Origin of the sequence: Nonomuraea sp. ZG12, assembly GCF_052068115.1 — a bacterium.
In the GTDB taxonomy this organism is placed as follows: domain Bacteria; phylum Actinomycetota; class Actinomycetes; order Streptosporangiales; family Streptosporangiaceae; genus Nonomuraea.
On the sequence record NZ_JBQHCW010000007.1, the window covers coordinates 23,799 to 43,860 of the forward strand.

The following is a 20,062-nucleotide window of genomic DNA, read 5'->3' on the forward strand; positions in this document are numbered from 1 at the left end:
GCATCGATTGCGGTCGAGCATCTCGCCGCTCCCTCTGGTGCGGGTTCGCCGCGAGCCGGCGACTCGTTCGACCTGCCGTTCATCGGTCATGGCGGCCACCGGTGGGCGGTTCCGCCACCGAGTCCCCGGGGATCTGGGTGCAATCCAGGTACAGCTGCCGGGCGCTCCTGGTGTCGTCGTCCAGCAGTTCGAGGAGCAGCCGGACGGCTTCGCGACCCATCTCCTCGCGGCGGATGCTGAACCGTGTCCAGTCGCGTCTGGTCGCCTCGACGAGTGGCGGGTCACCGAGCACGACCACCGAGATGTCGTGCGGGATGCCGACGCCGGCTTCGGCGGCCCCGCGCTCTACGGCGACGATCGCGCGGTCGTCGGCGCTGGGCTCGATCACCACCGCTGTGATCCCCGCGGCCAGCCATTCCGAGAGCTGGAGACCCGAGACGTATGCCGTCTCGTCCATCGTGTGGACGAGGACCTGGTCGTCCGAGATCCCGGCTTCCACCAGTCCCTGCCGGAACCCGGCCTCCCGATCCCGGGTCCATTCCTTGTCATCGGCCAACTTCAGGTACGCCAGTCGCCGATGTCCACGCCGGATCAGCGAGCGCACCGCATCGCGCGTCGCACCGACATAATCGGCCGCGACGTAGGACAACTCCTCACCCGGCACCTCACGCCGCCCGATGAAGACGAAAGGGAAGTCCTCACGGAGGAGCCCGGCCATGTCGTCGTGATGGAGGCGACGACCGAGGAGAACGCAGCCGTCGGCCACCTTGAGCCGGTTGACCCCGCCGGCGTATATGCGTCGATCACCGCCCGAGGTCGCCGAGCTGAAAAGCAGGAGGTCGTAGCCGTACTCGGCGGTCGCCTCTTCCACGCCGAGCAGGAACGGGAAGTAGAAGTCACGCTGGTCCACCGGGAAGACCGGCTCGAAGGTGTACACGCCGAGCATCCGGTTACGCCCGCCCTTGAGATTGCGCGCCGCGGCGTTGACCGCGTAGCCAAGCTCGGCGGCCGTTCGGAGCACCGCCTGCCGCGTGTCTTCAGCGACCTGGTCGCTCGCCGCGCCACCACTGATGACCAGGGAAACCGTCGCCTGGGACACGCCGAGGCGACGGGCAATGTCAACCTGCGTAGGGCGCCGCCGTTGCGCTGCCATATCCGTCCTTAATACGTATCAGGTCGAGTGGCGCTTACGTTACGTACAGATGACGCGCGCCGTCAAGAGTCCGTCGTCGGGTCGCCGGGGGCGACGTCGCGGAGCCGGTCGCCGTCGCAGCCGAAACGACGGGACACCGTCAGCTCGCCATCGGGCGCGCTCTCGTCGCGCTGCGGTGGCGCTGCGGAACCCTTCCGGTTATGGCTTTTCGATGACCGTCAGGCGGATGAATCGCGCCATTTCCCGTGTGGTCCGGTCGAAATACGTGCCATTTTCCGCACCGGGCCGATGCGGGGCCCCGCTTCGCGGATTGAAGAACCCGTGTCGCTGGCCGGGGTACAGGATGATCTCGGCGTGTCCGCCGTGCGACGTCACTTTCCTGGCGAAGTCGACCGAGTTCTCGTGGTGCACCGCGGTATCCGCCGTGCCATGCATGATCAGCATGGGGGGCGTTTTCTCGCTGACATTATGCATCGGCGAGTAGAGCCGGGCTTGATCGGCATTGTCGAAGTGTCGTCTGCCGAATCCGACCGGGAAGTCACCGGAGGTGTTCGTGACCGGATTCAGCAGGACGAGAGCCGCCGGCCGATGGACCGGGTCGGTGTTCGGCAGTTCGAGCACGGCCGTCGCCAGTGCCAGGTGTCCCCCGGCCGAGCCGCCGATCGCCACGATGCGCGCCGGGTCGCATCCGATGTCGTGGCCCATCTCGACGACGGCGTTCATGGCGGCCACCGCGTCCTCGGCGGCCACCACGGGCCCCTCCGTGCGGTACTCGACCAGGACGGCGAGCACGCCCAGCGCGTTGAGGCGAGCGGCCTGCGGCAGGAACATCCGCCAGCTCCCCGCCACCCACCCACCGCCGTGGTAGAAGACCGCCGTCGGCGCCGGCGAGCCGATCGACTCGCGCGGTGGCGACACATGAAGGAACAGCGTCCTGCCGCCGGCGACCGCCTTGTAAGGGATCTCGCGCACGATGTCGAATTATGCCCGGTGCAGACTCGTGACCCGCTCCGGGGGATTCGCCGCCGATATCTCAGCGGCATGATGCGTCCGGTGAGTGCGGACGAACGCCTCCCGGACGGAACAACGGATCCCGCTGAAGACACCATGGTCAGTCAGGGCGAGAGCCAGATTCCGCCGGAAGGCGTTCATCTACATCCGCACTGTCAGGCCAGGATGCGGGTCGAGCCGCTCCAGCCGTGCCCGACCTCGCGCGGCTGACTCCCCCTAAACGGCTGACCATCGTCACGCACGAAATTGTTGCTGTACAACCTCATCGTGCCGCCGCCATCCACAGCCAGCAGATCCGTGAACCCATCACCCGTGACATCCGCCGGAATAATCCGCGTCGAGCCGCTCCAGCCGTGCCCGACCTCGCGCGGCTGACTCCCCCTAAACGGCTGACCGTCATCACGCACGAAATTGTTGCTGTACAACCTCATCGTCCCACCGGCATCCACAGCCAGCAGATCCGTGAACCCATCACCCGTGACATCCGCCGGAATAATCCGCGTCGAACCACTCCAACCATGCCCGACCTCGCGCGGCTGACTCCCCCTAAACGGCTGACCGTCATCACGCACGAAATTGTTGCTGTACAACCTCATCGTCCCACCGGCATCCACAGCCAGCAGATCCGTGAACCCATCACCCGTGACATCCGCCGGAATAATCCGCGTCGAACCACTCCAACCATGCCCGACCTCGCGCGGCTGACTCCCCCTAAACGGCTGACCGTCATCACGCACGAAATTGTTGCTGTACAACCTCATCGTCCCACCGGCATCCACAGCCAGCACGTCAGCGTACGAGTCACCCGTCACACTGTTGCCGAGCATCGGCTCGTCGACCGGCGGCTCGTTACCGACGCCCGCAGGTGCCACGTACCCGTCGATGTCCCCGTTCGTGAGCGAGTAGCTCGCTCGACTGACCTTGTCGCCCTGGTTGCCGCCGATCGTGGCGACGTGGGTACTGTTCGCGCTGGTGACGATGGCGACGTGGTCTATCGGGTGGTCATCGTCAGAGTCGTGGTCCCAGTCGAACACGATGGCGTCACCCGGCTGGGGCCGGTATCCGCTGGAGCGGGCGTGGTAGAGACCTCGCTCTTTCCCGTAGGTCTTGAACGACTGCGCCCAGGAGTCCAGGCCCCGCACGTCGGACACGCCGGCCTTGCCCCACACCCAACGGGCGAACTCCGCGCACCAAGCGATACCGCAGCTGTTGTGGTAGCCCGGGTTGCATTCCGTGCCGCCGAGCTGGTCGGTGGCCACGCTGACGATTTGCTGTCGCGTCGATGCGGCATCCGCGGGGGACGCCATCAGGACGATGCCACATAATATGGCCAGCACGGACGTGAGTACGGTCCGGCCGAATCGTCGTCGCGCAGTGGGTGCGGCTCGCGGTACGCCGGTGAATGAGGCGCCTGTGCCGGCGGAAAGGGCGCCGCCGGTGGTTCCGAGTCGAATCGGCATCTGTTCTTGGGTCCTTTCAGAGTCACCTGACGGTGATATTCGCCGTGCACTTCGCCCCAGCCGCGCACTCAGCCATGGGTAGGTGAAGAATCACATGCGAAAGTAGCGACACCCGGTATGTTCTCGGTATGTCGCCAATATGGCGGCGCCCTGCCGTGCTCGGCGTTTGACGTGGATGGCGAAAGCCCGAAACGACCGATGATCCGATCCGCAAGGAGGGCCAAGGAGATGTCCGACCGGACGCTTCCCGCCGCCCGGCCCTCCTCAAGAAGGGTCACGATCTTTCCCCTCAGGTCGGCGTACCGCTCGGAGGAGTGCGCTCGTGAGCGGTCGTTGCCGGCCGCCTCCAGCGCGTGCGCCACCATGCTGTTCAGCAGGGCCATCAGCCCCGGCACCCGCATGCTGTGCTCGGCCGGCTGGATTACCCGGATCGCGCGAGCGCGACCGGTACCTGTTCCGCGACGGCGCCGGCGACAACGGCGAACTGCCGCCCAACGACTGGCAGGCCGAGCCGGCACCGCGGGCAGGCGTTGCCGCCGACGACCTCGTGACTATCCGGCGGCGTACAGCTGGGTGATGCGCGCGCTGAGATCGGCGCCGTAGTTCTGGTGGTACACCTGCGCGGAGCAGTAGACCGGTCCGCCTCGCCGGGACAGTACGGACGTCCAGATGCCGGCGTTCTCCACGCCCGGGTCGCTCAGTCGCATGCCGGTGGCGACGATGTCGTCCACGCGCACGTCGACGACGTAGTCGGTCACGCCCTTGCGCTCGTACAGGCGCCACTGCAGTGCCGCGCTCGTCGCACCGGCCAGCTCGGCCGTCAGATCGATCGTGGTCCGCTGCCACGCGTCCTGATCAGCGGTGACGTCCCGCTCCCAGACCACCTTGCCGTTGAGGAGCAGCTGCTTGACGTGGTAGCCGACCGGGTGCCCGGATCTCCGGTCGTCCCGGTGCCAGAAGCTCACCGTGCGCTGGGCCGCGCCGGGCGTGAGCTGGACCTTCCGCGTGGCGCCGCACCACATCCCCGCGCTGGTGGCGGTGTCGGCCTGGACGACGAAACTCAGCCATCCGTCGCCCTCACGGGCGAGGTTGTCGGTCGCGGGACGTTCCCACCCGGAGGTACGGGACATGAAGGGGAGCTTGTACTGCACCACCCCGGCGAGTTCTCCCGTACGAACATGATCGAGCGCCTTCCTGGTGACCGCCTCGACGTAGGCGACAGTCGGCTTCTGGGCGGCGTGGCTCAAGGGATAGGCGTACGGCATCACGTAGACGTCGGTGTCAGGGAGCCGCTTGGCGAGCTGCTTGACCTGGAAGGACAGGCTCCACGACCACGACGTGTCGCGGACCGGGTCATCCCAGAAGGGGAAGATCACCCCGTCCAGCAGCGGGGCCTGCTCAGCGATGAACGCATCGGTGAAGTGGGCGTAGTAGACGGTCGGGATGAATCTCAACGAGGGGTTGATCGCCTTGGCTGCGGCGCGCATCTGCTTGACGTACGCGGGGGTGAACGTCCTGAGATCGTAGCTGTAGTCGTCCACGGTCCATCCGGCCAGGTTCGGATGGCTCTTCGAGAGGGTGGCGAGCTCACTCGCCCACTTCACGTAGTCGTGCTTGTACGGCCGGGAGACGCAACAGCCCGTCTGGCTCGGCGCGTACACCAGGACCCACACGTCGATCCCGGCCTTCGCCGCGGCCGGGAGGAACTCCTCACGCAGGTCGTCCCAGTGATGGAGGTCGCCGGCCATGGGATAGACGTAGGTGTTCACGTTGAGGGCCCGCAACGCCGCCACCATCGCCTTGGAGTCCACATGCCTGACTCCGTCGGCACGCGGCTCCACCTCCCGTACGAGGTTCGCCGCTGTCCCCACCACAGCGGGCACCGCGGCATGGGACACGCCGGGGAGCAGCGACAGCAGCAGCGAGACGGCTGCCGCAATGAGAGCGGGACGAGGCATGACGATCCTTCAGCATGATCCGTAGGTGAGGATCCGCCAGCATAGGAAACGCCGGTATGTCGCCGGTATAGCCGGTCGTCAGCGCTTCGTGAGGTTGTAGAACGTGCCGGGCGACCTGTAGTAGTGGGTCCGACGCTCACCAGGTCCGATGGTCCAGCACGGGCCGTCGGGCCATGAGGCGATCCTCGCCCGCACCTTGTTGGTCTGCCCGCACTTGCTCTTGATCGACACGCTGCGGTAGAAGCCGACGTCGTTGATCCGGATGTCGTAGCAGGGGATCTGCGCGCCGGCCTCGCCGGCCGGGATCGCGCCAGCGTGAGCGGTGCCCACGATGCCGACTCCAGCGAACGCGCTGAATCTCGGCCCGAGGTGCCGGGGCGTGCTCTCATGCGTCGGCCTGTGCCTGGCGCTGCTGAACTCGGGTGATCACAGCGGCCATGCGTTTATCCAGGAGGCCGGGCATGAACCTGATCATCCGGGCCCGCGGCGACGACTGACCCGGTCCGCCGCGACCGTACCGTCGGGCGGACCGTGTTCCGGTGACCGGCGACCAGGTCCACGGCGCCGCCCAGCGACACCAAGGTCAGAGCCGGCTTTTCACCGCGCCCGGGTGCTGTAGGAGTGCGCACCGGCCCCGGCCAGGGCGCCTCCCTCGACGATGAGGTACTCCTCGCGCATCGGCGTCCCCTCCAGCCACGCCTCCAGGATCTCGCGCGTCCCCGCGGCGTAACGCGCCTGCGCGGACAGGGACGAGCCGGAGATGTGCGGTGTCATGCCGTGGTGCGGCATCGTCCGCCACGGGTGGTCGGCCGGCGCGGGCTGGGGATACCAGACATCGCCGGCGTAGCCGGCGAGTCGCCCGCTCTCCAGCGCGCGGACGATCGCGTCCCGGTCGGCGATCCGGGCGCGGGCGGTGTTGATCAGGTACGCGCCGCGCTTCATGGTGGCGAGCAGCGCGTCGTCGAACAGCCCCTCGGTCTCCGGGTGCAGCGGCGCGTTGACGGTCACCACGTCGCAGTGGGGGACCATGGCGGCGGCGTCGGGGTGGAAGGTGAGCCCGAGCTCCTCCTCGACCTCGGCCGGCAGACGGTGCCGGTCGGTGTAGTGCAGGTGCACGCCGAACGGCTTGAGGCGGCGCAGCACCGCCGTGCCGATGCGGCCGGCGGCGATGGTGCCGACGTGCATGCCCTCCAGGTCGTAGGAGCGGGCGACGCGGTCGGCGATGTGCCAGCCGCCGTCGAGCACCGTCCGGTGGGCGGGCAGGTAGTCGCGTACGAGGGAGAGGATCATCATCATGACGTGCTCGGCGACGCTGATGCTGTTGCAGTAGGTGACCTCGGCGACGGTGATGCCGCGGGCGATGGCGGCGTCCAGGTCGACGTGGTCGGATCCGATGCCGGCGGTGATGGCCAGCTTCAGCTTGGGGGCGCGGGCGATGCGCTCGGCGGTCAGGTACGCGGGCCAGAACGGCTGTGAGATGACCACGTCGGCGTCCGCCAGCTCGCGGTCGAAGGTGGAGTCGTCGCCGTCCTTGTCGGAGGTGACCACGAGGGTGTGCCCGCGCTCCTCCAGGAAGCGGCGCAGCCCGAGCTCTCCGGAGACGCTGCCGAGCAGGTGGCCGGGGGTGAAGTCGATCGCCTTGGGGCTGGGCAGCGTCTGGCCGCCCGGGTAGCCGGTGAGCGCGGGCAGACCGTCGCGTGCGTAGGCGGTCGGATGTCCGTCGATGGGGTCGTCGTAGAGCACGCACAACACTTTGACCATGGTTCCGGCTCCTCGTCGTTCGGGGTGATCTCACTGTCAGCCCGCACGTCTTCGCAGGTCAAAGCGTTTGTGTCTATCGGGTGATAGGCGCCGTCTATGCCAGGTGCTCAGCGGCGATCCGGTCGAACACCTCACGCAGATCGAGGTCCCTGGCGATGTCCAGCACGGCCCTGGCCATCGCCGACTCCGGTCCCGCGCCGGCCACGACCAGCCCCACCCGAGGCTCCCTGGCCGACCGCTCCAGCCGGACCACCCGCATGCCCTCCGGAACGCCGAACATGTGCAGCCAGGCATGCGCGATCACGCTGGACCAGCGGTGCGTCGCCACATGCGCGAACAGGGCGGAAACGGTGTCGGTCTCGATCGCCGGCACGGCGACCGCCCCTGCCTGGCGGAAGTTGGCGTCCAGGATGCGGCGGTTGCGCATCTCGGGGGCGAGCAAGCACAGCGGCAGGGCGGCGACCTCCGCCCAGCGCGCCACCCGCCGGTCGGCCAGCTCACCGTCGGACGGGGTGAGCAGCAGGTAGCGCTCCTCGTACAGCGGGCTGACACGTACCTCGCCCAGATCCTCCTCGCCGTCGAGGTAGGTCATCGCCATGTCGATCTCGAAGCCGGCCAGCCGCCGCGTGATCTCCCGGGACGACAACGACGTCAGGAGCACCCGTACGTGCGGATAGCGCTCGCAGAACGGCGTGGTCAGCAGGGAGGCGGCGGTCAGCGCGGTCGGGATCGCCCCCATGCGCAGCGTCCCCGACAGGCCCTCGCGCATCTTGGACAGGTCCTGGCGCAGCGCGTCGGCGTCCGCGAGGATGCGGTGCGCCCACAGCACCACCCGCTCGCCCTCGGGCGTCAGCCCGGCGAAGCGCTGCCCGCGCCGCACCAGCGGCACGTCCAGCTCACGCTCCAGCTTGCGGATGGCCGCCGACAGCGACGGCTGGGAGACATGACAGGCCGCGGCGGCGCGGGCGAAATGTCGCTCCCTGGCCAGGGCCACCAGATATTCCAACTGGCGCAACAGCACGTCACAGGATGTCGCGTATGTACCCCTTCCGTCCACCCTCCGGCGGGTGGCCCACGTCGACCGCGGGAAGAGCCGCCGAGGTCGCGGGCGAGCGGTTGAGGAGGAGATCGCTGGCGCGCGCGTACACCTCGGCGCGGCTGCGGCCCGGGTGGTCGACGGCGAGGAAGTGGCCGCCGATCGCCATGCAGAAGGCGAGCAGGCTGCGGGCCTCGACCTCCTCGGGGTCGGAGCAGACGGTGCTGATCGCGTCGCGTAGGAGCTGCATCCGCCGGTTGTCCACTCGGCGTAGCCGTTCGGCGGCCGCCTGGTCGCGGCGGGCCCAGTCACGGACGGCCAGGTCGATGGGAAACAGTCGCGCGCTGGAGAAGGTGAGCTGCCCGGCCAGCCGAACCTTGTCCAGCACGTCGCCGTCCTCCCCCTCGATCCGGGCCAGGACGTCGTCGACGCACTCGCGCTCCCAGGCGTCCAGCATCTCTGTCAGCAGCGCGCCACGATCGGCGAAGTAGCCGTAGAAACCGCCCTTGGTCACGCCGAGCGCCTTGGCCAAGGCCTCGACCCGCACCGCGTCCACACCGCCTTCGGCCAGTGCCCGCAGCCCCTCCTCGACCCACTTCTCGCGCGGTGTGCGCAACGCACCCATGTGTTGCCTACCTCACTCCCCGGACCGGTTGTACGGAAGCGTATAACCGGACTACGTTCGACTTATACGGTAACGTACAACGCTAGAGGAGACAGCGATATGTCACTCCGTTTCGACATCTTCCGCGGCCCGACCTCCCCGCACGCCGTCGGTGGGCCAAGGCCGCCAGGGAGGTCGGCTCGCGTCGCGTCTCTCACGGTGACAGGGCGGCTGTGATGTCGATAAGGCTCCCCGACGCCGAACACACCGCCCGCCCATGGCGGATCCACGAGATCGCGCCTGACTTCGAGGTCGAGGATGTGTGGGCATACCGGACACCCGGCGCCGGGCCTGACGACTTCCCCGTCATGCTGGCCGCGCTGCGGGCCGGCGGCGGCCTCAACGAGAACCCCCCGGTGGTCCGGTTCCTGTTCGCCGTGCGCTGGAAGCTGGGCGCCCTGTTCCGCTGGGACGAGCCCGAGCAGAGCGTCGTGGGGCGGGTCGCGTCGCTGTGCGACCGCCTGCCCCAGGACCTGCGCCAGGACGCGGCCGGGGAAGCGGTGCCGAACACCCCGTTCACCATGGTGTACGAGCTGCGTGACGAGTGCGTCATCGAGCTGACCAACAAGACCGTCCACGGCATCTGTCACCTGGGCTGGGTGCCGGCCGACGACGGCGGGTACGAACTGCGGATGGCAGCCCTGGTCAAGCCCAACGGCCTGCTCGGACGGCTGTACATGGCCACGATCAAGCCGTTCCGGCGCCTGATCGTCTACCCGGCATTGACCGGGAAATGGGAACGGGCGTGGTGGAACCGGGATAGGCACCCAGGAGAATCCAGATGATCAAATGGGCTGGTCGGCTCATCGTGCTGTTCGGAGTGCTGCACACGCTGGGCGCGCTGACGGTGGAGGGCGCCGCACACCACGCCGGGGCGTGGTTCAGCGGGGAGTTATGGGGGGAAGACCTCGCTGCCATGAGCCCGGCCAACAGCGCGTACTGGCTGAGTGTGGACAGCTTCGGCGTGCCGGTCATCTTGATCGGCCTGACGGTGCTGTGGCTGGATCGTCGCGGCATCACACCTCCGACGTTCATCGCATGGACGCTGGGGATCTGGTCAGTGATCGATGCCGTGGTCCTCGGGCCGACGCCACAGGCGCTGGCCGGCCCGCTCCCTGCCATCCTGCTGCTGATCGGGGCTCGACGCGCCCAGCACAGCATCAACTCCGCGCCCCACGCCGACACAACGCGATCTCCACACGCCGAGAAGCCGGCGGGGTGACCGAGGAACGCCTCAGCCGAGGCCGACCCGAGCAGGCTGCGCGCCGGGCCTGGCCGGCGCTGAGAGGACCGCACCAGCTGCACGCACAGGGAGAGGGACGAGCATGACGGGGAAGTCTCGCCTGGCCGGCGAGGTGGTGGACGTACACCTCAGCCCGACGCACACGTTCAGCAAGGAAAGCAGGGATCTCATCAACCTGCTGGAGGGTCGAGGTGTCGAGGGGGACGCCCATTGTGGGGTGACCGTGAAGCACAGGTCGCGAGTCAAGGCCGATGCCTCGCAACCCAACCTCCGTCAGGTACACCTGATCCACTCCGAGCTGTTCGACCTCTTGTACGAGGCCGGCTTCGCGGTCAAGAGGGGAGACCTGGGCGAGAACATCACGACCCGGGGCATCGACCTGTTGGGATTGCCTGTGGGGTCCAGGCTCACGATCGGTGACGCGGTCATCTCCGTGACCGGCTTGCGAAATCCCTGCCAGCAGATCAACGACTTCAGAACCGGGCTGCTGAAGCAGGTGGTGCGGACGGACAGCGATGGAAACCTTGTCCGCCTGGCGGGGATCATGGGGACCGTGTCGCGGGGAGGGGTAGTAAGACCCGGAGACCGGATTCGCGTCGAACTGCCGCCACTTCCCCACCATTCACTCACCCGGGTGTAAACCCTCAGCACGCCGGCACGGCGCCCGGTGACCTTCACCGCCAGCCTTCCGCTCCGGCCGGACCGGCCGGCCGGGCGCGGCCGCTCTTCACGGTAGCTTCACGGTTCGAGTCGTACGGGCCACACGGCTCCCCGGTTCCATCCCGGGCATGGACGTTCTTCACCTCACCCGCGAACGCCGTGCCAAGTCCGGCGTCGTCCGCACGCCCCAGCCGGCGGTGCCTTCGTGAGAGCGGTGGCGGTGTTCCTGTGCGCGCTCGGACTCGTCTGGATCGTGGCGGCCCCCGCGTTCGCCGACGGAGTGCCCGGCGGCGGTGACGTCCATGTCGCGCAGACCCTCGGCGACCGCGAGCTGACGGTGGTGATCCGCCGGGTGGAGCCGGTGCCCGGCCCGGTGTACGTCGACGTGGTCACGCACGTGGGCAGCCCGCCCGGCGAGCTGACGCTGCGGCTCTGTCAGGACGGCCGGCAGACCGGTACGGCCTCCGTACGGCTCGGCGCGCAGCCGGGCTTCTACCGCGCCGGCGCGCTCTCGGCGCCGGGCGCCGGCCTGTGGGAGCTGACGATCGACGACGGCGAGCGGATCGCGACGATCCCCTTCATCGTGCCGGCACGGGTGCTGTCGCCGCTGGAGAAGACGACGACCGCGGGATTCGTCACCACAGGTGTGCTGATGCTGGTGACGCTGGTGGTCGCGGTCCGCCGCCCGGGGGCCGCCGCGCTGGTGCCCGCCACGGGCGCGGTGGCGGCGCTGGCCGTGGCGGTGACGGCGGTGACGCTGTCGTGGAGCGCGCCGCCGCTCCCCACGCCGGGCGCCACGCTGGACCCGACCGGCCGCGGAGCCGGTGAAAGCCGTACACACCGAACAGGTGCAGGCCGGGCCCTACCCGGTCACCGTCGGCTTCAGCGTCTGGCCGTTGAAGGCCATGCAGTCGCTGGACTACACCTTCGAGCCCGACGGCGGCATCAAGGGCAAGAGCGGCACTCTCACCGTGACCGGTCCCGACGGCTCCCGCCACGAGGGCGAGCTGGCCCGCCACCCCCGCCAACGCGACGTGTGGGGCCTGGACGTCCAGTCGCTGGACGAACCGGGCGCGTGGACGTTCCGGTTCACCATCGACGGCCCGCAGGGGCCGGGGACCGGTGAGCTCAAGCTCACCCTGCTGGAGCAGCCCGGTCCCCCGCTGGCGATCAGTTGGGCCATCAGCTCCGGACCTCTGATCGGCCTGATCGCATTGATCGTCGTCGGCTGGCGGCGCGTCAGCCGAGGGAAGCGATGATGCCGGCCAGCTCGCCGGGCATGGAGAGGAAGGGCGAGTGGGAGGCGTCGAGCGTGACGACGGAGGTCAGGTTGTCCGGGAAGGCGGCATCCGCCTCCGCGATGAACCTCGCCTGCAGCGCCGGCCCGATCGCCTTATCCCTGCTGCAGGTGAGGTACGTGCGCCGCACCGATCCCCAGCCGTCGTGGGTCAGGGTGGTGGTGCCGAGCATGATGCCGAGCGGACCGTCGGGCGTCAGCAGGCCGGTGGCGGCGTCGGCGAGGACCGGGTCGACGTCACCGTAGAACGCCTCGCGAAGCCGCCGCCGGTAGGACGCGTCGTCCGTGGCGAAGTCCAGCCGCACCGCGCCTATCCGGCCGGGCTCGCCCCGCACCAACGGCACGACCTGGTCATCGGCGGCCTCCGGCAGCTGCGAGTACGCCCCGGCCGGCACGCCGGACGCCGGCATGTACGCGCAGACGTACACCGCGTGCGCGACCAGATCGGGCGTCCGCTCGGCCACACGCATCAGTACGGGCCCGGCCGCGCTGTGGGCCACCACCGTGACCGGCCCGCCACCGCCGATCCGCTTGATCTGCGCGGTCAGCAACTCGGCCGCGTCGTCGAGGCTCACGTCCGCCACGGGCGAGACCTCCGTACCGACCGCCTCGGGATCGTACGGCTGTTCGGTGAACCACCGGGGCCGGCGGGCGTACAGCCCGTGCCCCGCCAGGTCCACCGCGACGGCAAGCCGACCGGCGGCCACCACATGGGGGATGACCCGGCTCCAGCACCAGGAGCCGTGCCAGAACCCGTGAACGAGTACCAGCGTGGAGGTGGCGTACATGGAGGGCTCCCTGGCTTCTAGGACGCGAGCCTGACGGGCAGGGCGCGGTACCCGTTCGAGACGAAGGACTCCAGCGGCAGCAACCCGCCGGGCTCGGGGGCCATGGCCAGGTCCGGGAAACGCTCGAAGAGCGCGGGGAGCGCGATCGCGGCCTCCAGCCTGGCCAGCGGCGCGCCGAGGCAGTGATGCGCGCCGTAGCCGAAAGTCAGGTGGTCCTTGGCCGGGCGTGTGACGTCGAACCGGCCGGCGTCCGGCCCGTGCACGAGCGGGTCACGTCCGGCGGCCCCGTAGCAGACGAGGATGGCCTCCCCCGCCCGCAGCGTGACGCCGTCGCCGAGGTCGATGTCCTCGACGGCGAAACGCAGCGGCAGGTTGGGCACCGGCGCCTGGTTGCGGAGCGCCTCCTCGATCACGTCCTCCCAGGTGGCGTCCCCGTCGCGGACACGGCCGAGCTGTCCGGGGTCGGTGAGCAGCGCGACGATCGCGTTGCCGAGCAGGTTGACGGTGGTCTCGTGGCCCGCGCTCACGAACAACCCCAGCGTGTCGACCAACTCCTCCTCGGACAGCGGCGAAGTGTCGTCGCGGGCGGCGATCAGGGCCGACGAAAGATCGTCGCCAGGTCGCTCGCGCTTCTCCGCGACCAGCTCCCGGAGGATCTGCTGCAGGCGCGGGAAGGCGGCGACGGTCTCCTCGGGCGCCTTCCCGATGTTGAACAACGCGTCCACGCAACGGGCCACCTCCTGGCGGGTGCCCTCGTCACCGATGCCGAACAGCTCGCAGATCACCCTGATCGGCAGCTGATAGGTGTAACGGTCGCGTAAGTCGACAGGCTCCTCCCGGGGCAGGCCGGCCAGCTCGTCCAGCAGGTCGCCGGTGATCTCCTCGATGCGCGGCCGCAGCGCGGTGACGCGGCGTGCGGTGAAGGCGCCGGCGCTCAGCCCGCGCAGCCGACGGTGGTCGGGACCGTAGGCCGTGAGCATGTTACGCACGGCCACCCAGGGAAACAGCGGCCAGTCCGGGGTGATCTCACCGTTGATCCAGGCCGGCCAGTGCTGGTAGGCGTCCTTGGACACCCGCGGATCGACGAGCAGGCGCCTGATCAGCCCCTGGTCGCTCACCGCCCACGCCCGCACACCACCGGGCAACTCCACGCGTGCGACCGGGCCGAGCGCGCGGATGCGCTCGGCCTCACCGAGGACGTCGCGGCCACTGGGATCGAGGACGAAGGGGACGACGTCGGCATGGTTATCCATGATCTTCTCCAGAGTCACGGTCGCGGAACGTGGTCGATCGGGTCGGCACGGGCGCGCGGCCTGCTCGGTCGAGGTCGACAGTCTTGGAACGCGTTCTCCTTTGGCAAAGTAGTACGCGCCTGGCACCAAGTCACGGCCACCGGCGCGGAAGTCCGCCATGACCGGCCGGTGAGTTCGGCACCGAGGAGTTCCACGGAAGCTTCACGGCCTTACTCGTGAACGACACATGATCCGTTAGTTCCATGTCGAAGTAAGCATCCTTCGCAAGGCCGGACCATGGAACGCAGATGTTTTCTCAGGACATCGGCCGCCGCGACGGGTGCCGCCACGCTCGGATCGCCGGCGACGCCCGCGGCATGGGCTACGGGCAAGCCGAAGCGCGACGGGGTGATACGGGTTCAGATCCTGATGTTCGCGGGTGTGGAGGTGCAGGACTTCGCGGGCGGCGACGCTCCTGACAGACCAGCGGCACTGGCACGAACCGGCCGGTGTACGCGATCAGGGCTCGGCTCTGCCGGTCGCCCATGCCCAGGCCGCGATGGCGACGCGGTTTCTGGCGCCGGTCTTGCGCTGGATGACCGCGATGTGGTTCTTCACGGTGCCCGGGGAGAGGAAGAGTTCCGCGGCGATCTCGGCGTTGGTCCTGCCGTGCGCGAGCAGTGCCACGACCTCGTCCTCCCGCTCGGTGAGGACGACATCCGGCCTCTCGTGCGGCAGGCCGTGTCGGCGCAGCAGCCGGACGGTGAGCTGCGGGCTGATGAGCATGTCGCCGTTCATCGCGGCCCTGATGGCCTCGACGAGCAGCGTAGGCCCGGAGCGTTTGAGGATGAACCCGGCGGCGCCGTGCCGCAGTGCCGCGTGAACGTACTCGTCGAGACCGAAGGTGGTGACGATCACCACGTGGATTCCGGTGTCGGCGAGGGTGCGGGCCACCTCGATGCCGTCGGCACCGGGCATCCGGATGTCGGCGAGCACGACGTCGGGTGTGATCGCCTTCGCGGTGTCGATCGCGGTGCGCCCGTCGGCGGCCTCGGCCACCACGGTCATGTCGGGCTGGGCATCGAGGATCATGCGGAAGGCGCTTCGGATGCCTTCCTGGTCATCGGCGATGAGGATGCGGGTGGACACTCCGGCGATTGTGCCAGCGGCAGGGACACGGTCAGCGACCACCCATCCGGTACGGCCTGCGTGACCAGTTCGCCGCCCTGCGCCCGGACGAGCGCGGTGAGGCCGGGAAGGCCCGACCCGCCGCGCCGGCCGCTTCGCGCCCGGGTCACGCCGTCGTTGGTCATCGCGATCTCCAGGAGGCCGGATCCGGCGGTGATGCCCAGGTCGACGCGGCCGGCTTGAGGAGCGTGCCGCCGGACGTTGGTGAGGCCTTCGATCACGATCCGGTACGCCAGGGCCGCCGTCTCCGGCGGGACCGCCACCTGCGGGTCCATGCGCAGGTGGACGGGCGCGGGGCCGGCTGCGGAGAAACGTTCGGCTGCCTCACGGATGCCGCTGAGGTCACCGGTGGAGGTGAGAGGCCGGTCGTGGTGGAGCATGTCCAACGTACGGTCCAGCATCGACATGGCGCGCTGGCCCGCCGCTTCGACGCGTTCGAGCGCCTGCAGCGGATCGCCCGCGACGCTGCCCGCCTGGGCGTGGGCCACCATTTCACTGATGTCGTGGGCGACGAAGTCATGCAGGTCGCCGGCCAGTTGCAGGCGCAACGCGGTGCGGGTGTCGGCCACGGCGCGGGTCTGCCGTACATCGAGGAAACGCAGGTAACCGCCCACGGCGGCGGCGAGGAGCGCGCCCGACCCCCAGAACGCGCACGCGCCCAGCCCTTCCAGCGGCGAGGCGGGCGTGAGGAAGCGCAGCAGCCAGGTGGCCGCGGCCATGCCTGCCGCAGCCGCGGCCACCGCCGCCCGCCGTGCCGGCGCGTACCGGATGACCAGGCCGACCAGCGCCATGAGCGCGAGGCTCTCGATCATGCCCAGTGCGGCGGCCTGCGGCGCGGGCCGGGCGGCGCCGACGACGTGAGCCAGCGTGAGGGCCAGCGAGCCGGCCGCCGCCACGCACGTCAGGGCGGGCAGCCGCCACCTCAGCGCCGGACGCCACAGCACCGCCACCGCCGCTGTCACGGGAACCAGCAGCGACAGCCACGCGGCAATCCACATCGAACTCACCGAACCGACGATACGTCCGCCCTCAAATCCGGCCAAAGGTGCCGTTCGGCACCTTTGGCAGTCGCCAGAGGTGCCGAACGGCATCTGGTCCGCCGGGCTGCCCCCCGGCGACGCTGATCACATGAAAACCATCACTTCCGCCTGGCGAGGCTACGCGACGGCACTGTGGGCGCTGGCCTACGGCCTGCTCGGCTCGGCGTGGGCGCTCGGGCTGCCCGGCTTCCCCTGGGGCGCCTCCGACCCCGACCCGGACGGGGCACTGTCCATCCTGGCCGGGACGACACCGCGCTTCGGCTGGTGGATCGCCGCGTTCAGCCTGATCACCGCGGTGACGGCGCTGATGCTCACCCGCAGGGACGACCGTCGTGCTCCGTTGTTCCTGGCGTGGCCCATCGCCGCGATCCTGGTCCTGGTGATTCCCGACTCGCGCCTGATGATGGGCGTCGCCTACACGCCGCTGCTGCTGGTGGCGCCGGCCTTCGGCTGGAACCTGGGCGGCGTCGGCTTCGCCGATGCCTGGCCATGGCCCGTCCTCAATCAGCTTGTCTGCGTGCTGGGCGGGCTGCTGCTGGCCGCGACGGCGCTGGCGTATGGCCGTGGTCAGGGCCGTACGCGCTGGTTCACCCCGCAGCGGGGGCGCACCGCCGTGTACGTGGCCGTCGTGGTGCCTCTGGTGTACTGCATCACCCGCTGGGCGTGGGCGCTGGGCATCCCGCTCGGGGTGAGCCCGGAGTTCCTGGCCGAAGGCGAGGACGGCCTGTGGCTCGCGGGCGCCTATCTGGCGACCTTCGGCGCATTCGGCGGCGTGCTCACCCTCGGGCTGGTTCAGCGCTGGGGAGAGGTCTTCCCGCGCTGGATCCTCGGCCTGCGCGGGCGGCGGGTACCGCCCCTGCTGGCGGTCATCCCGGCCGGCTTCGTCTCGATCATCATCACCGTGGCCGGGCTGTCCTACATCCGGTGGACGATCGCAGGCCGGTTCAGCATGGCCGAATGGGGCGCCTGGCTGCCGGAGTGCTTCTGGCCGATCTGGGGCGCCGCCCTGGCCACCGCCACCGTCTCCTACCACCTGCGCCGCAAGGACGACCCGAACGGGCCGGCCGTCCATCACAAGGGTGAGCCGAAGGCCGAGTCGCTGAAGTCGCGGCCCTGATCGTGAGCTGGGGACCCGCTCGAACAGTTCGACCATGAACTGAAGTGACGGACGAATGCGTCAGGTTTTCTCGGCCGCCTGCCGCAGGCTCGCCATTCTCAGCTCGACCAGAACGGCATTCACGCGCTCGGTATCGGGGCTGTCGGGCAGCCCCGATTCGATCGAGCCCAGCGCCGCCAGTTCCTTGTTGACGAAGGTGGAGAATGCCTTCGGGTTGAGCGTGGCCAGCCGACCGGCGGCGAACACGTCCTCCCGCTGTTCCGACATGTCGATCACCAGCCGCCCGGTCGTCAGCAGCGCGCGCCCCTGCCGCAGGAGCCGCACGCAGGACCGGGCGTGCCGGACGGTGCGCTCGGCGAGCGCGTCGTCGCCGCTGAATTCGTCCCGGTCCTCATGAGGCGACGATGAAACTCGGCGGAACGACCGCAGCGCCGCGTTCGCGTAGGCTTCGCGCACGCGCGGGGCCGCCAGGAACGCCTCGCGAATGTCGATGAGCGCACGGCCTTCCTCCGTTCGGACCGTGTAGGAGTCCAGCCACAGCAGTTCGCTCGCCGCCGGATCGGCTTCGAGCGCGAGGGTCGCGAATCGGCACAACTCGTGCATGGTGAGGCTGCCATCGGGACTCACGTAGGTGCGCGTCAGGGCGGCGGGCCCGCGCAGGCCGCAGACGTCCTCGGCGTCCGCGAGATAGACGCCGAGCACTGCCGGTTCGCAATCTTCGGTGGCCAGCCCGTAGGCAGTCGATCCCACCACTCCCATGAGCACTGTCATACTCCCCGCTTTCCCAGGCGTTCGGCATCATGTCGGCGAGGTTCTGCCTGCCACGACCCGAAACCACGGCTTGCCGGCCGGTCACAACCTGCCGAGAGCCTTGGCCAGCGCGGTCGCGGTGGAGGCGATCACCTTGTCATCGTGCGGGGTGTTGTCGGTGTTGCGATTGGTGAACACCGACAGGATGATCGGCGCTTTCGATCCGGGTGTCCAGACGATCGCGAGGTCGTTGGCGGTGCCGTGGTTGCTCGCGCCGCCGGTGCCGGTCTTGTCGCCGACCGTCCAGCCCTTGGGGAGACCCGCCCGGATCCGGTTCGCGCCGGTGAGGCCGGCCTTCAGCCAGCCGACCAGCCGTGCCCGGTCGCGAGTGTCCAGGGTCTTACCGGTGGTGAGCTTGGTGAAGGTCTGTGCGGCCGCCACGGGGGTAGTGGTGTCGCGCTGTTCACCGGGTGCCCAGTGGGTCAGCGTGGGCTCCATCCGGTCCAGGCGGCTCGTCCGGTCACCGGTGGCGCGGAAGAACTGGGTCAGCCCGTGCGGCCCGCCGATCTGCTTCAGCAGCGTGTTGCCTGCGAAACCGTCTGATTTGGTGATCGCGGCGCGGCACAGCTGGGCGGGGGTCATGCCGGTGTCGGTGTATTCGGTGGTCTCTGGGGAGTTCGCGGTCAGCTCGGCCATTTCGGCAGGCTTCCAGCGGATCACCTTGTCCATCAGCCCGGGGGCGCTGGTGCGCGCTCGGTGCAGCACCGCGGCGCATGCGAACGCCTTGAAGCTGGAGTTGAACGGGAAGCGCTCGCCTGCCCGGTAGCCGACCGTCTTACCTGTCCCCAGGTCGATGCCCACCGCGCCGATCCGCCCGTCGTAGGACTTCTCCAGTGCCCGCAGCGTCTTGGTCAAGTCCGGGCCGGAGGCACTCGTCTCGCCCGTGACGGCACTCGCCGCAGGGGCGGGACCGCCCAGCAGCGCGGAAGCGGCCAGAGCGACCCCGAGTCGCAGTCGGAGATGGTGTGTCATGCCGAAGAGAAGATCAGGAACCGGCCGGTTACGTCCAATATCGATATTGGCCATTTCGTCATATCGGCACGGATATCGATAGCCCTCTCCAGCAGAGGAGTGGCCGTCGCGCCGCTCGGTGAGCCCAGTGCCCGAACGCCAGGCTTTCGTTACTCTCCGTTGTCATACGACTACGCAGTGTTGTTAAGTGAGGTGTCTGCCACCGCAGGCGTTCACCGCACAGCAAAGGAGTCCCCCATGACGACCCTCCTCCGCAGGACCGCAGTACTGCTGGCCGCGGTGACGGCCGCCGCCGGGCTGGCCCTGCCCGCCTCAGCCGCGACCTCCGCCGCCAGCTCCACCACAGCCGCCGCCCAGGTGCCCTGCCCCAGGATTCTCGCGGTCTGCGCCCAGACCGCGCAGGGCGAGCTCAGGATCATCGTCAGAGACGAGCCCGTCATCGTCCCGCCCGTCGTCCGGGCGGTGAACCAGACCCCCGAACCCTGGTGCTTCTTCTCGGCGCCCGGCTTCAACGGCGACCGCCGCGAGGTCTCACCCTGGGAGACCGTCGAGGACTTCGGCTTCGAAGTCTTCTCAGCCCGCCGAGGCGCGTGCACGTGGTCCTGAGCCGTCAGGTCCCGGCCTGATCCCCGGCCGCTGAGGCACTCGCCGCCGGCCCGGCCATGAAGGGCC

General features: G+C 69.1%; 22 protein-coding genes. 6 read left to right on the top strand and 16 right to left on the bottom strand.

What is annotated here, in order from left to right; translation table 11 throughout:
• Positions 1-79: 79 nt before the first annotated feature.
• The 8 genes from ACTMTF_RS20745 to ACTMTF_RS20780 form a co-directional block, all read right to left on the bottom strand.
• Positions 80-1,153, bottom strand: coding sequence for a LacI family DNA-binding transcriptional regulator (locus ACTMTF_RS20745; protein ID WP_441112166.1), 1,074 nt, complete (start codon positions 1,151-1,153; stop codon positions 80-82).
• A 198-nt stretch (positions 1,154-1,351) separates the two neighbouring features.
• On the bottom strand, positions 1,352-2,125 hold the full coding sequence (locus tag ACTMTF_RS20750; RefSeq protein WP_441112167.1) for an alpha/beta hydrolase: 774 nt from the start codon (positions 2,123-2,125) through the stop codon (positions 1,352-1,354).
• A gap of 194 nt (positions 2,126-2,319) precedes the next feature.
• Positions 2,320-3,471, bottom strand: a complete 1,152-nt coding sequence (locus tag ACTMTF_RS20755) for an FG-GAP-like repeat-containing protein (protein ID WP_441112168.1) — start codon at positions 3,469-3,471, stop codon at positions 2,320-2,322.
• A 704-nt stretch (positions 3,472-4,175) separates the two neighbouring features.
• Positions 4,176-5,582, bottom strand: coding sequence for a hypothetical protein (locus tag ACTMTF_RS20760; RefSeq protein ID WP_441112169.1), 1,407 nt, complete (start codon positions 5,580-5,582; stop codon positions 4,176-4,178).
• 78 nt (positions 5,583-5,660) lie between these two features.
• Positions 5,661-5,912, bottom strand: coding sequence for a hypothetical protein (locus ACTMTF_RS20765; protein ID WP_441112170.1), 252 nt, complete (start codon positions 5,910-5,912; stop codon positions 5,661-5,663).
• A 267-nt stretch (positions 5,913-6,179) separates the two neighbouring features.
• The gene (locus tag ACTMTF_RS20770; protein WP_441112171.1) at positions 6,180-7,343 is read right to left on the bottom strand and encodes an NAD-dependent formate dehydrogenase; all 1,164 of its coding nucleotides are present in this window, start codon (positions 7,341-7,343) and stop codon (positions 6,180-6,182) included.
• Positions 7,344-7,437: 94 nt separating this feature from the next.
• Positions 7,438-8,364 carry a LysR family transcriptional regulator gene (locus tag ACTMTF_RS20775; RefSeq protein ID WP_441112172.1) on the bottom strand — a complete coding sequence of 309 codons (927 nt, stop codon included), beginning with the start codon at positions 8,362-8,364 and terminating at the stop codon, positions 7,438-7,440.
• 1 nt (position 8,365) lies between these two features.
• Complete coding sequence (locus ACTMTF_RS20780) at positions 8,366-9,004, bottom strand: TetR/AcrR family transcriptional regulator (RefSeq protein ID WP_441112173.1); 639 nt, start codon at positions 9,002-9,004, stop codon at positions 8,366-8,368.
• A gap of 215 nt (positions 9,005-9,219) precedes the next feature.
• Here ACTMTF_RS20780 and ACTMTF_RS20785 point away from each other — a divergent pair, with 215 nt between their 5' ends.
• The 3 genes from ACTMTF_RS20785 (at position 9,220) to ACTMTF_RS20795 (ending at position 10,926) form a co-directional block, all read left to right on the top strand.
• Positions 9,220-9,828: a DUF2867 domain-containing protein gene (locus ACTMTF_RS20785; RefSeq protein WP_441112174.1), complete on the top strand. Its 609-nt coding sequence runs from the start codon at positions 9,220-9,222 to the stop codon at positions 9,826-9,828.
• Positions 9,825-10,265 (top strand): DUF6463 family protein, encoded by a 441-nt coding sequence (locus ACTMTF_RS20790; RefSeq protein ID WP_441112175.1) that lies wholly within the window; start codon positions 9,825-9,827, stop codon positions 10,263-10,265. Before ACTMTF_RS20785 ends, ACTMTF_RS20790 begins: the two co-directional genes overlap by 4 nt.
• A 103-nt stretch (positions 10,266-10,368) precedes the next feature.
• Positions 10,369-10,926: an MOSC domain-containing protein gene (locus ACTMTF_RS20795; RefSeq protein ID WP_441112176.1), complete on the top strand. Its 558-nt coding sequence runs from the start codon at positions 10,369-10,371 to the stop codon at positions 10,924-10,926.
• A gap of 159 nt (positions 10,927-11,085) precedes the next feature.
• On the opposite strand, the gene ACTMTF_RS20800 is transcribed toward ACTMTF_RS20795, so the two are convergent.
• Positions 11,086-11,343 (bottom strand): hypothetical protein, encoded by a 258-nt coding sequence (locus ACTMTF_RS20800; RefSeq protein WP_441112177.1) that lies wholly within the window; start codon positions 11,341-11,343, stop codon positions 11,086-11,088.
• 95 nt (positions 11,344-11,438) lie between these two features.
• On the bottom strand, positions 11,439-11,744 hold the full coding sequence (locus ACTMTF_RS20805; RefSeq protein WP_441112178.1) for a hypothetical protein: 306 nt from the start codon (positions 11,742-11,744) through the stop codon (positions 11,439-11,441).
• A gap of 26 nt (positions 11,745-11,770) precedes the next feature.
• Between ACTMTF_RS20805 and ACTMTF_RS20810 the strand changes: the two genes are divergently transcribed.
• Entirely contained in the window at positions 11,771-12,205 is a 435-nt protein-coding gene (locus tag ACTMTF_RS20810) for a hypothetical protein (protein ID WP_441112179.1), read from the top strand.
• Here the strand turns inward: ACTMTF_RS20810 and ACTMTF_RS20815 are convergent.
• The 4 genes from ACTMTF_RS20815 to ACTMTF_RS20830 all read right to left on the bottom strand — a co-directional run bounded on the left by ACTMTF_RS20815 (position 12,186) and on the right by ACTMTF_RS20830 (position 16,458).
• The gene (locus ACTMTF_RS20815; RefSeq protein ID WP_441112180.1) at positions 12,186-13,031 is read right to left on the bottom strand and encodes an alpha/beta hydrolase; all 846 of its coding nucleotides are present in this window, start codon (positions 13,029-13,031) and stop codon (positions 12,186-12,188) included. The two genes, ACTMTF_RS20810 and ACTMTF_RS20815, sit on opposite strands and share 20 nt — an antisense overlap.
• A gap of 17 nt (positions 13,032-13,048) precedes the next feature.
• On the bottom strand, positions 13,049-14,284 hold the full coding sequence (locus ACTMTF_RS20820; RefSeq protein WP_441112181.1) for a cytochrome P450 family protein: 1,236 nt from the start codon (positions 14,282-14,284) through the stop codon (positions 13,049-13,051).
• 498 nt (positions 14,285-14,782) lie between these two features.
• Complete coding sequence (locus ACTMTF_RS20825) at positions 14,783-15,412, bottom strand: response regulator (RefSeq protein ID WP_441112182.1); 630 nt, start codon at positions 15,410-15,412, stop codon at positions 14,783-14,785.
• A complete protein-coding gene (locus tag ACTMTF_RS20830) occupies positions 15,352-16,458 on the bottom strand; it encodes a sensor histidine kinase (protein WP_441112183.1) in 1,107 nt (368 codons plus the stop codon). The genes ACTMTF_RS20825 and ACTMTF_RS20830 overlap by 61 nt, the downstream gene beginning before the upstream one ends.
• A gap of 121 nt (positions 16,459-16,579) precedes the next feature.
• Between ACTMTF_RS20830 and ACTMTF_RS20835 the strand changes: the two genes are divergently transcribed.
• Positions 16,580-17,608, top strand: coding sequence for a hypothetical protein (locus ACTMTF_RS20835; RefSeq protein WP_441112184.1), 1,029 nt, complete (start codon positions 16,580-16,582; stop codon positions 17,606-17,608).
• Between the two features lie 60 nt (positions 17,609-17,668).
• Here the strand turns inward: ACTMTF_RS20835 and ACTMTF_RS20840 are convergent, their stop codons facing one another.
• Together ACTMTF_RS20840 and bla are read right to left on the bottom strand one after the other, a co-directional pair.
• A complete protein-coding gene (locus ACTMTF_RS20840) occupies positions 17,669-18,379 on the bottom strand; it encodes a DNA polymerase beta superfamily protein (protein ID WP_441112185.1) in 711 nt (236 codons plus the stop codon).
• Positions 18,380-18,460: 81 nt separating this feature from the next.
• Complete coding sequence (gene bla, locus ACTMTF_RS20845; protein WP_441112186.1) at positions 18,461-19,390, bottom strand: class A beta-lactamase; 930 nt, start codon at positions 19,388-19,390, stop codon at positions 18,461-18,463.
• 237 nt (positions 19,391-19,627) lie between these two features.
• On the opposite strand from bla, the gene ACTMTF_RS20850 reads away from it, so the two are divergent.
• On the top strand, positions 19,628-19,996 hold the full coding sequence (locus ACTMTF_RS20850) for a hypothetical protein (RefSeq protein WP_441112187.1): 369 nt from the start codon (positions 19,628-19,630) through the stop codon (positions 19,994-19,996).
• Positions 19,997-20,062 lie beyond the last annotated feature (66 nt).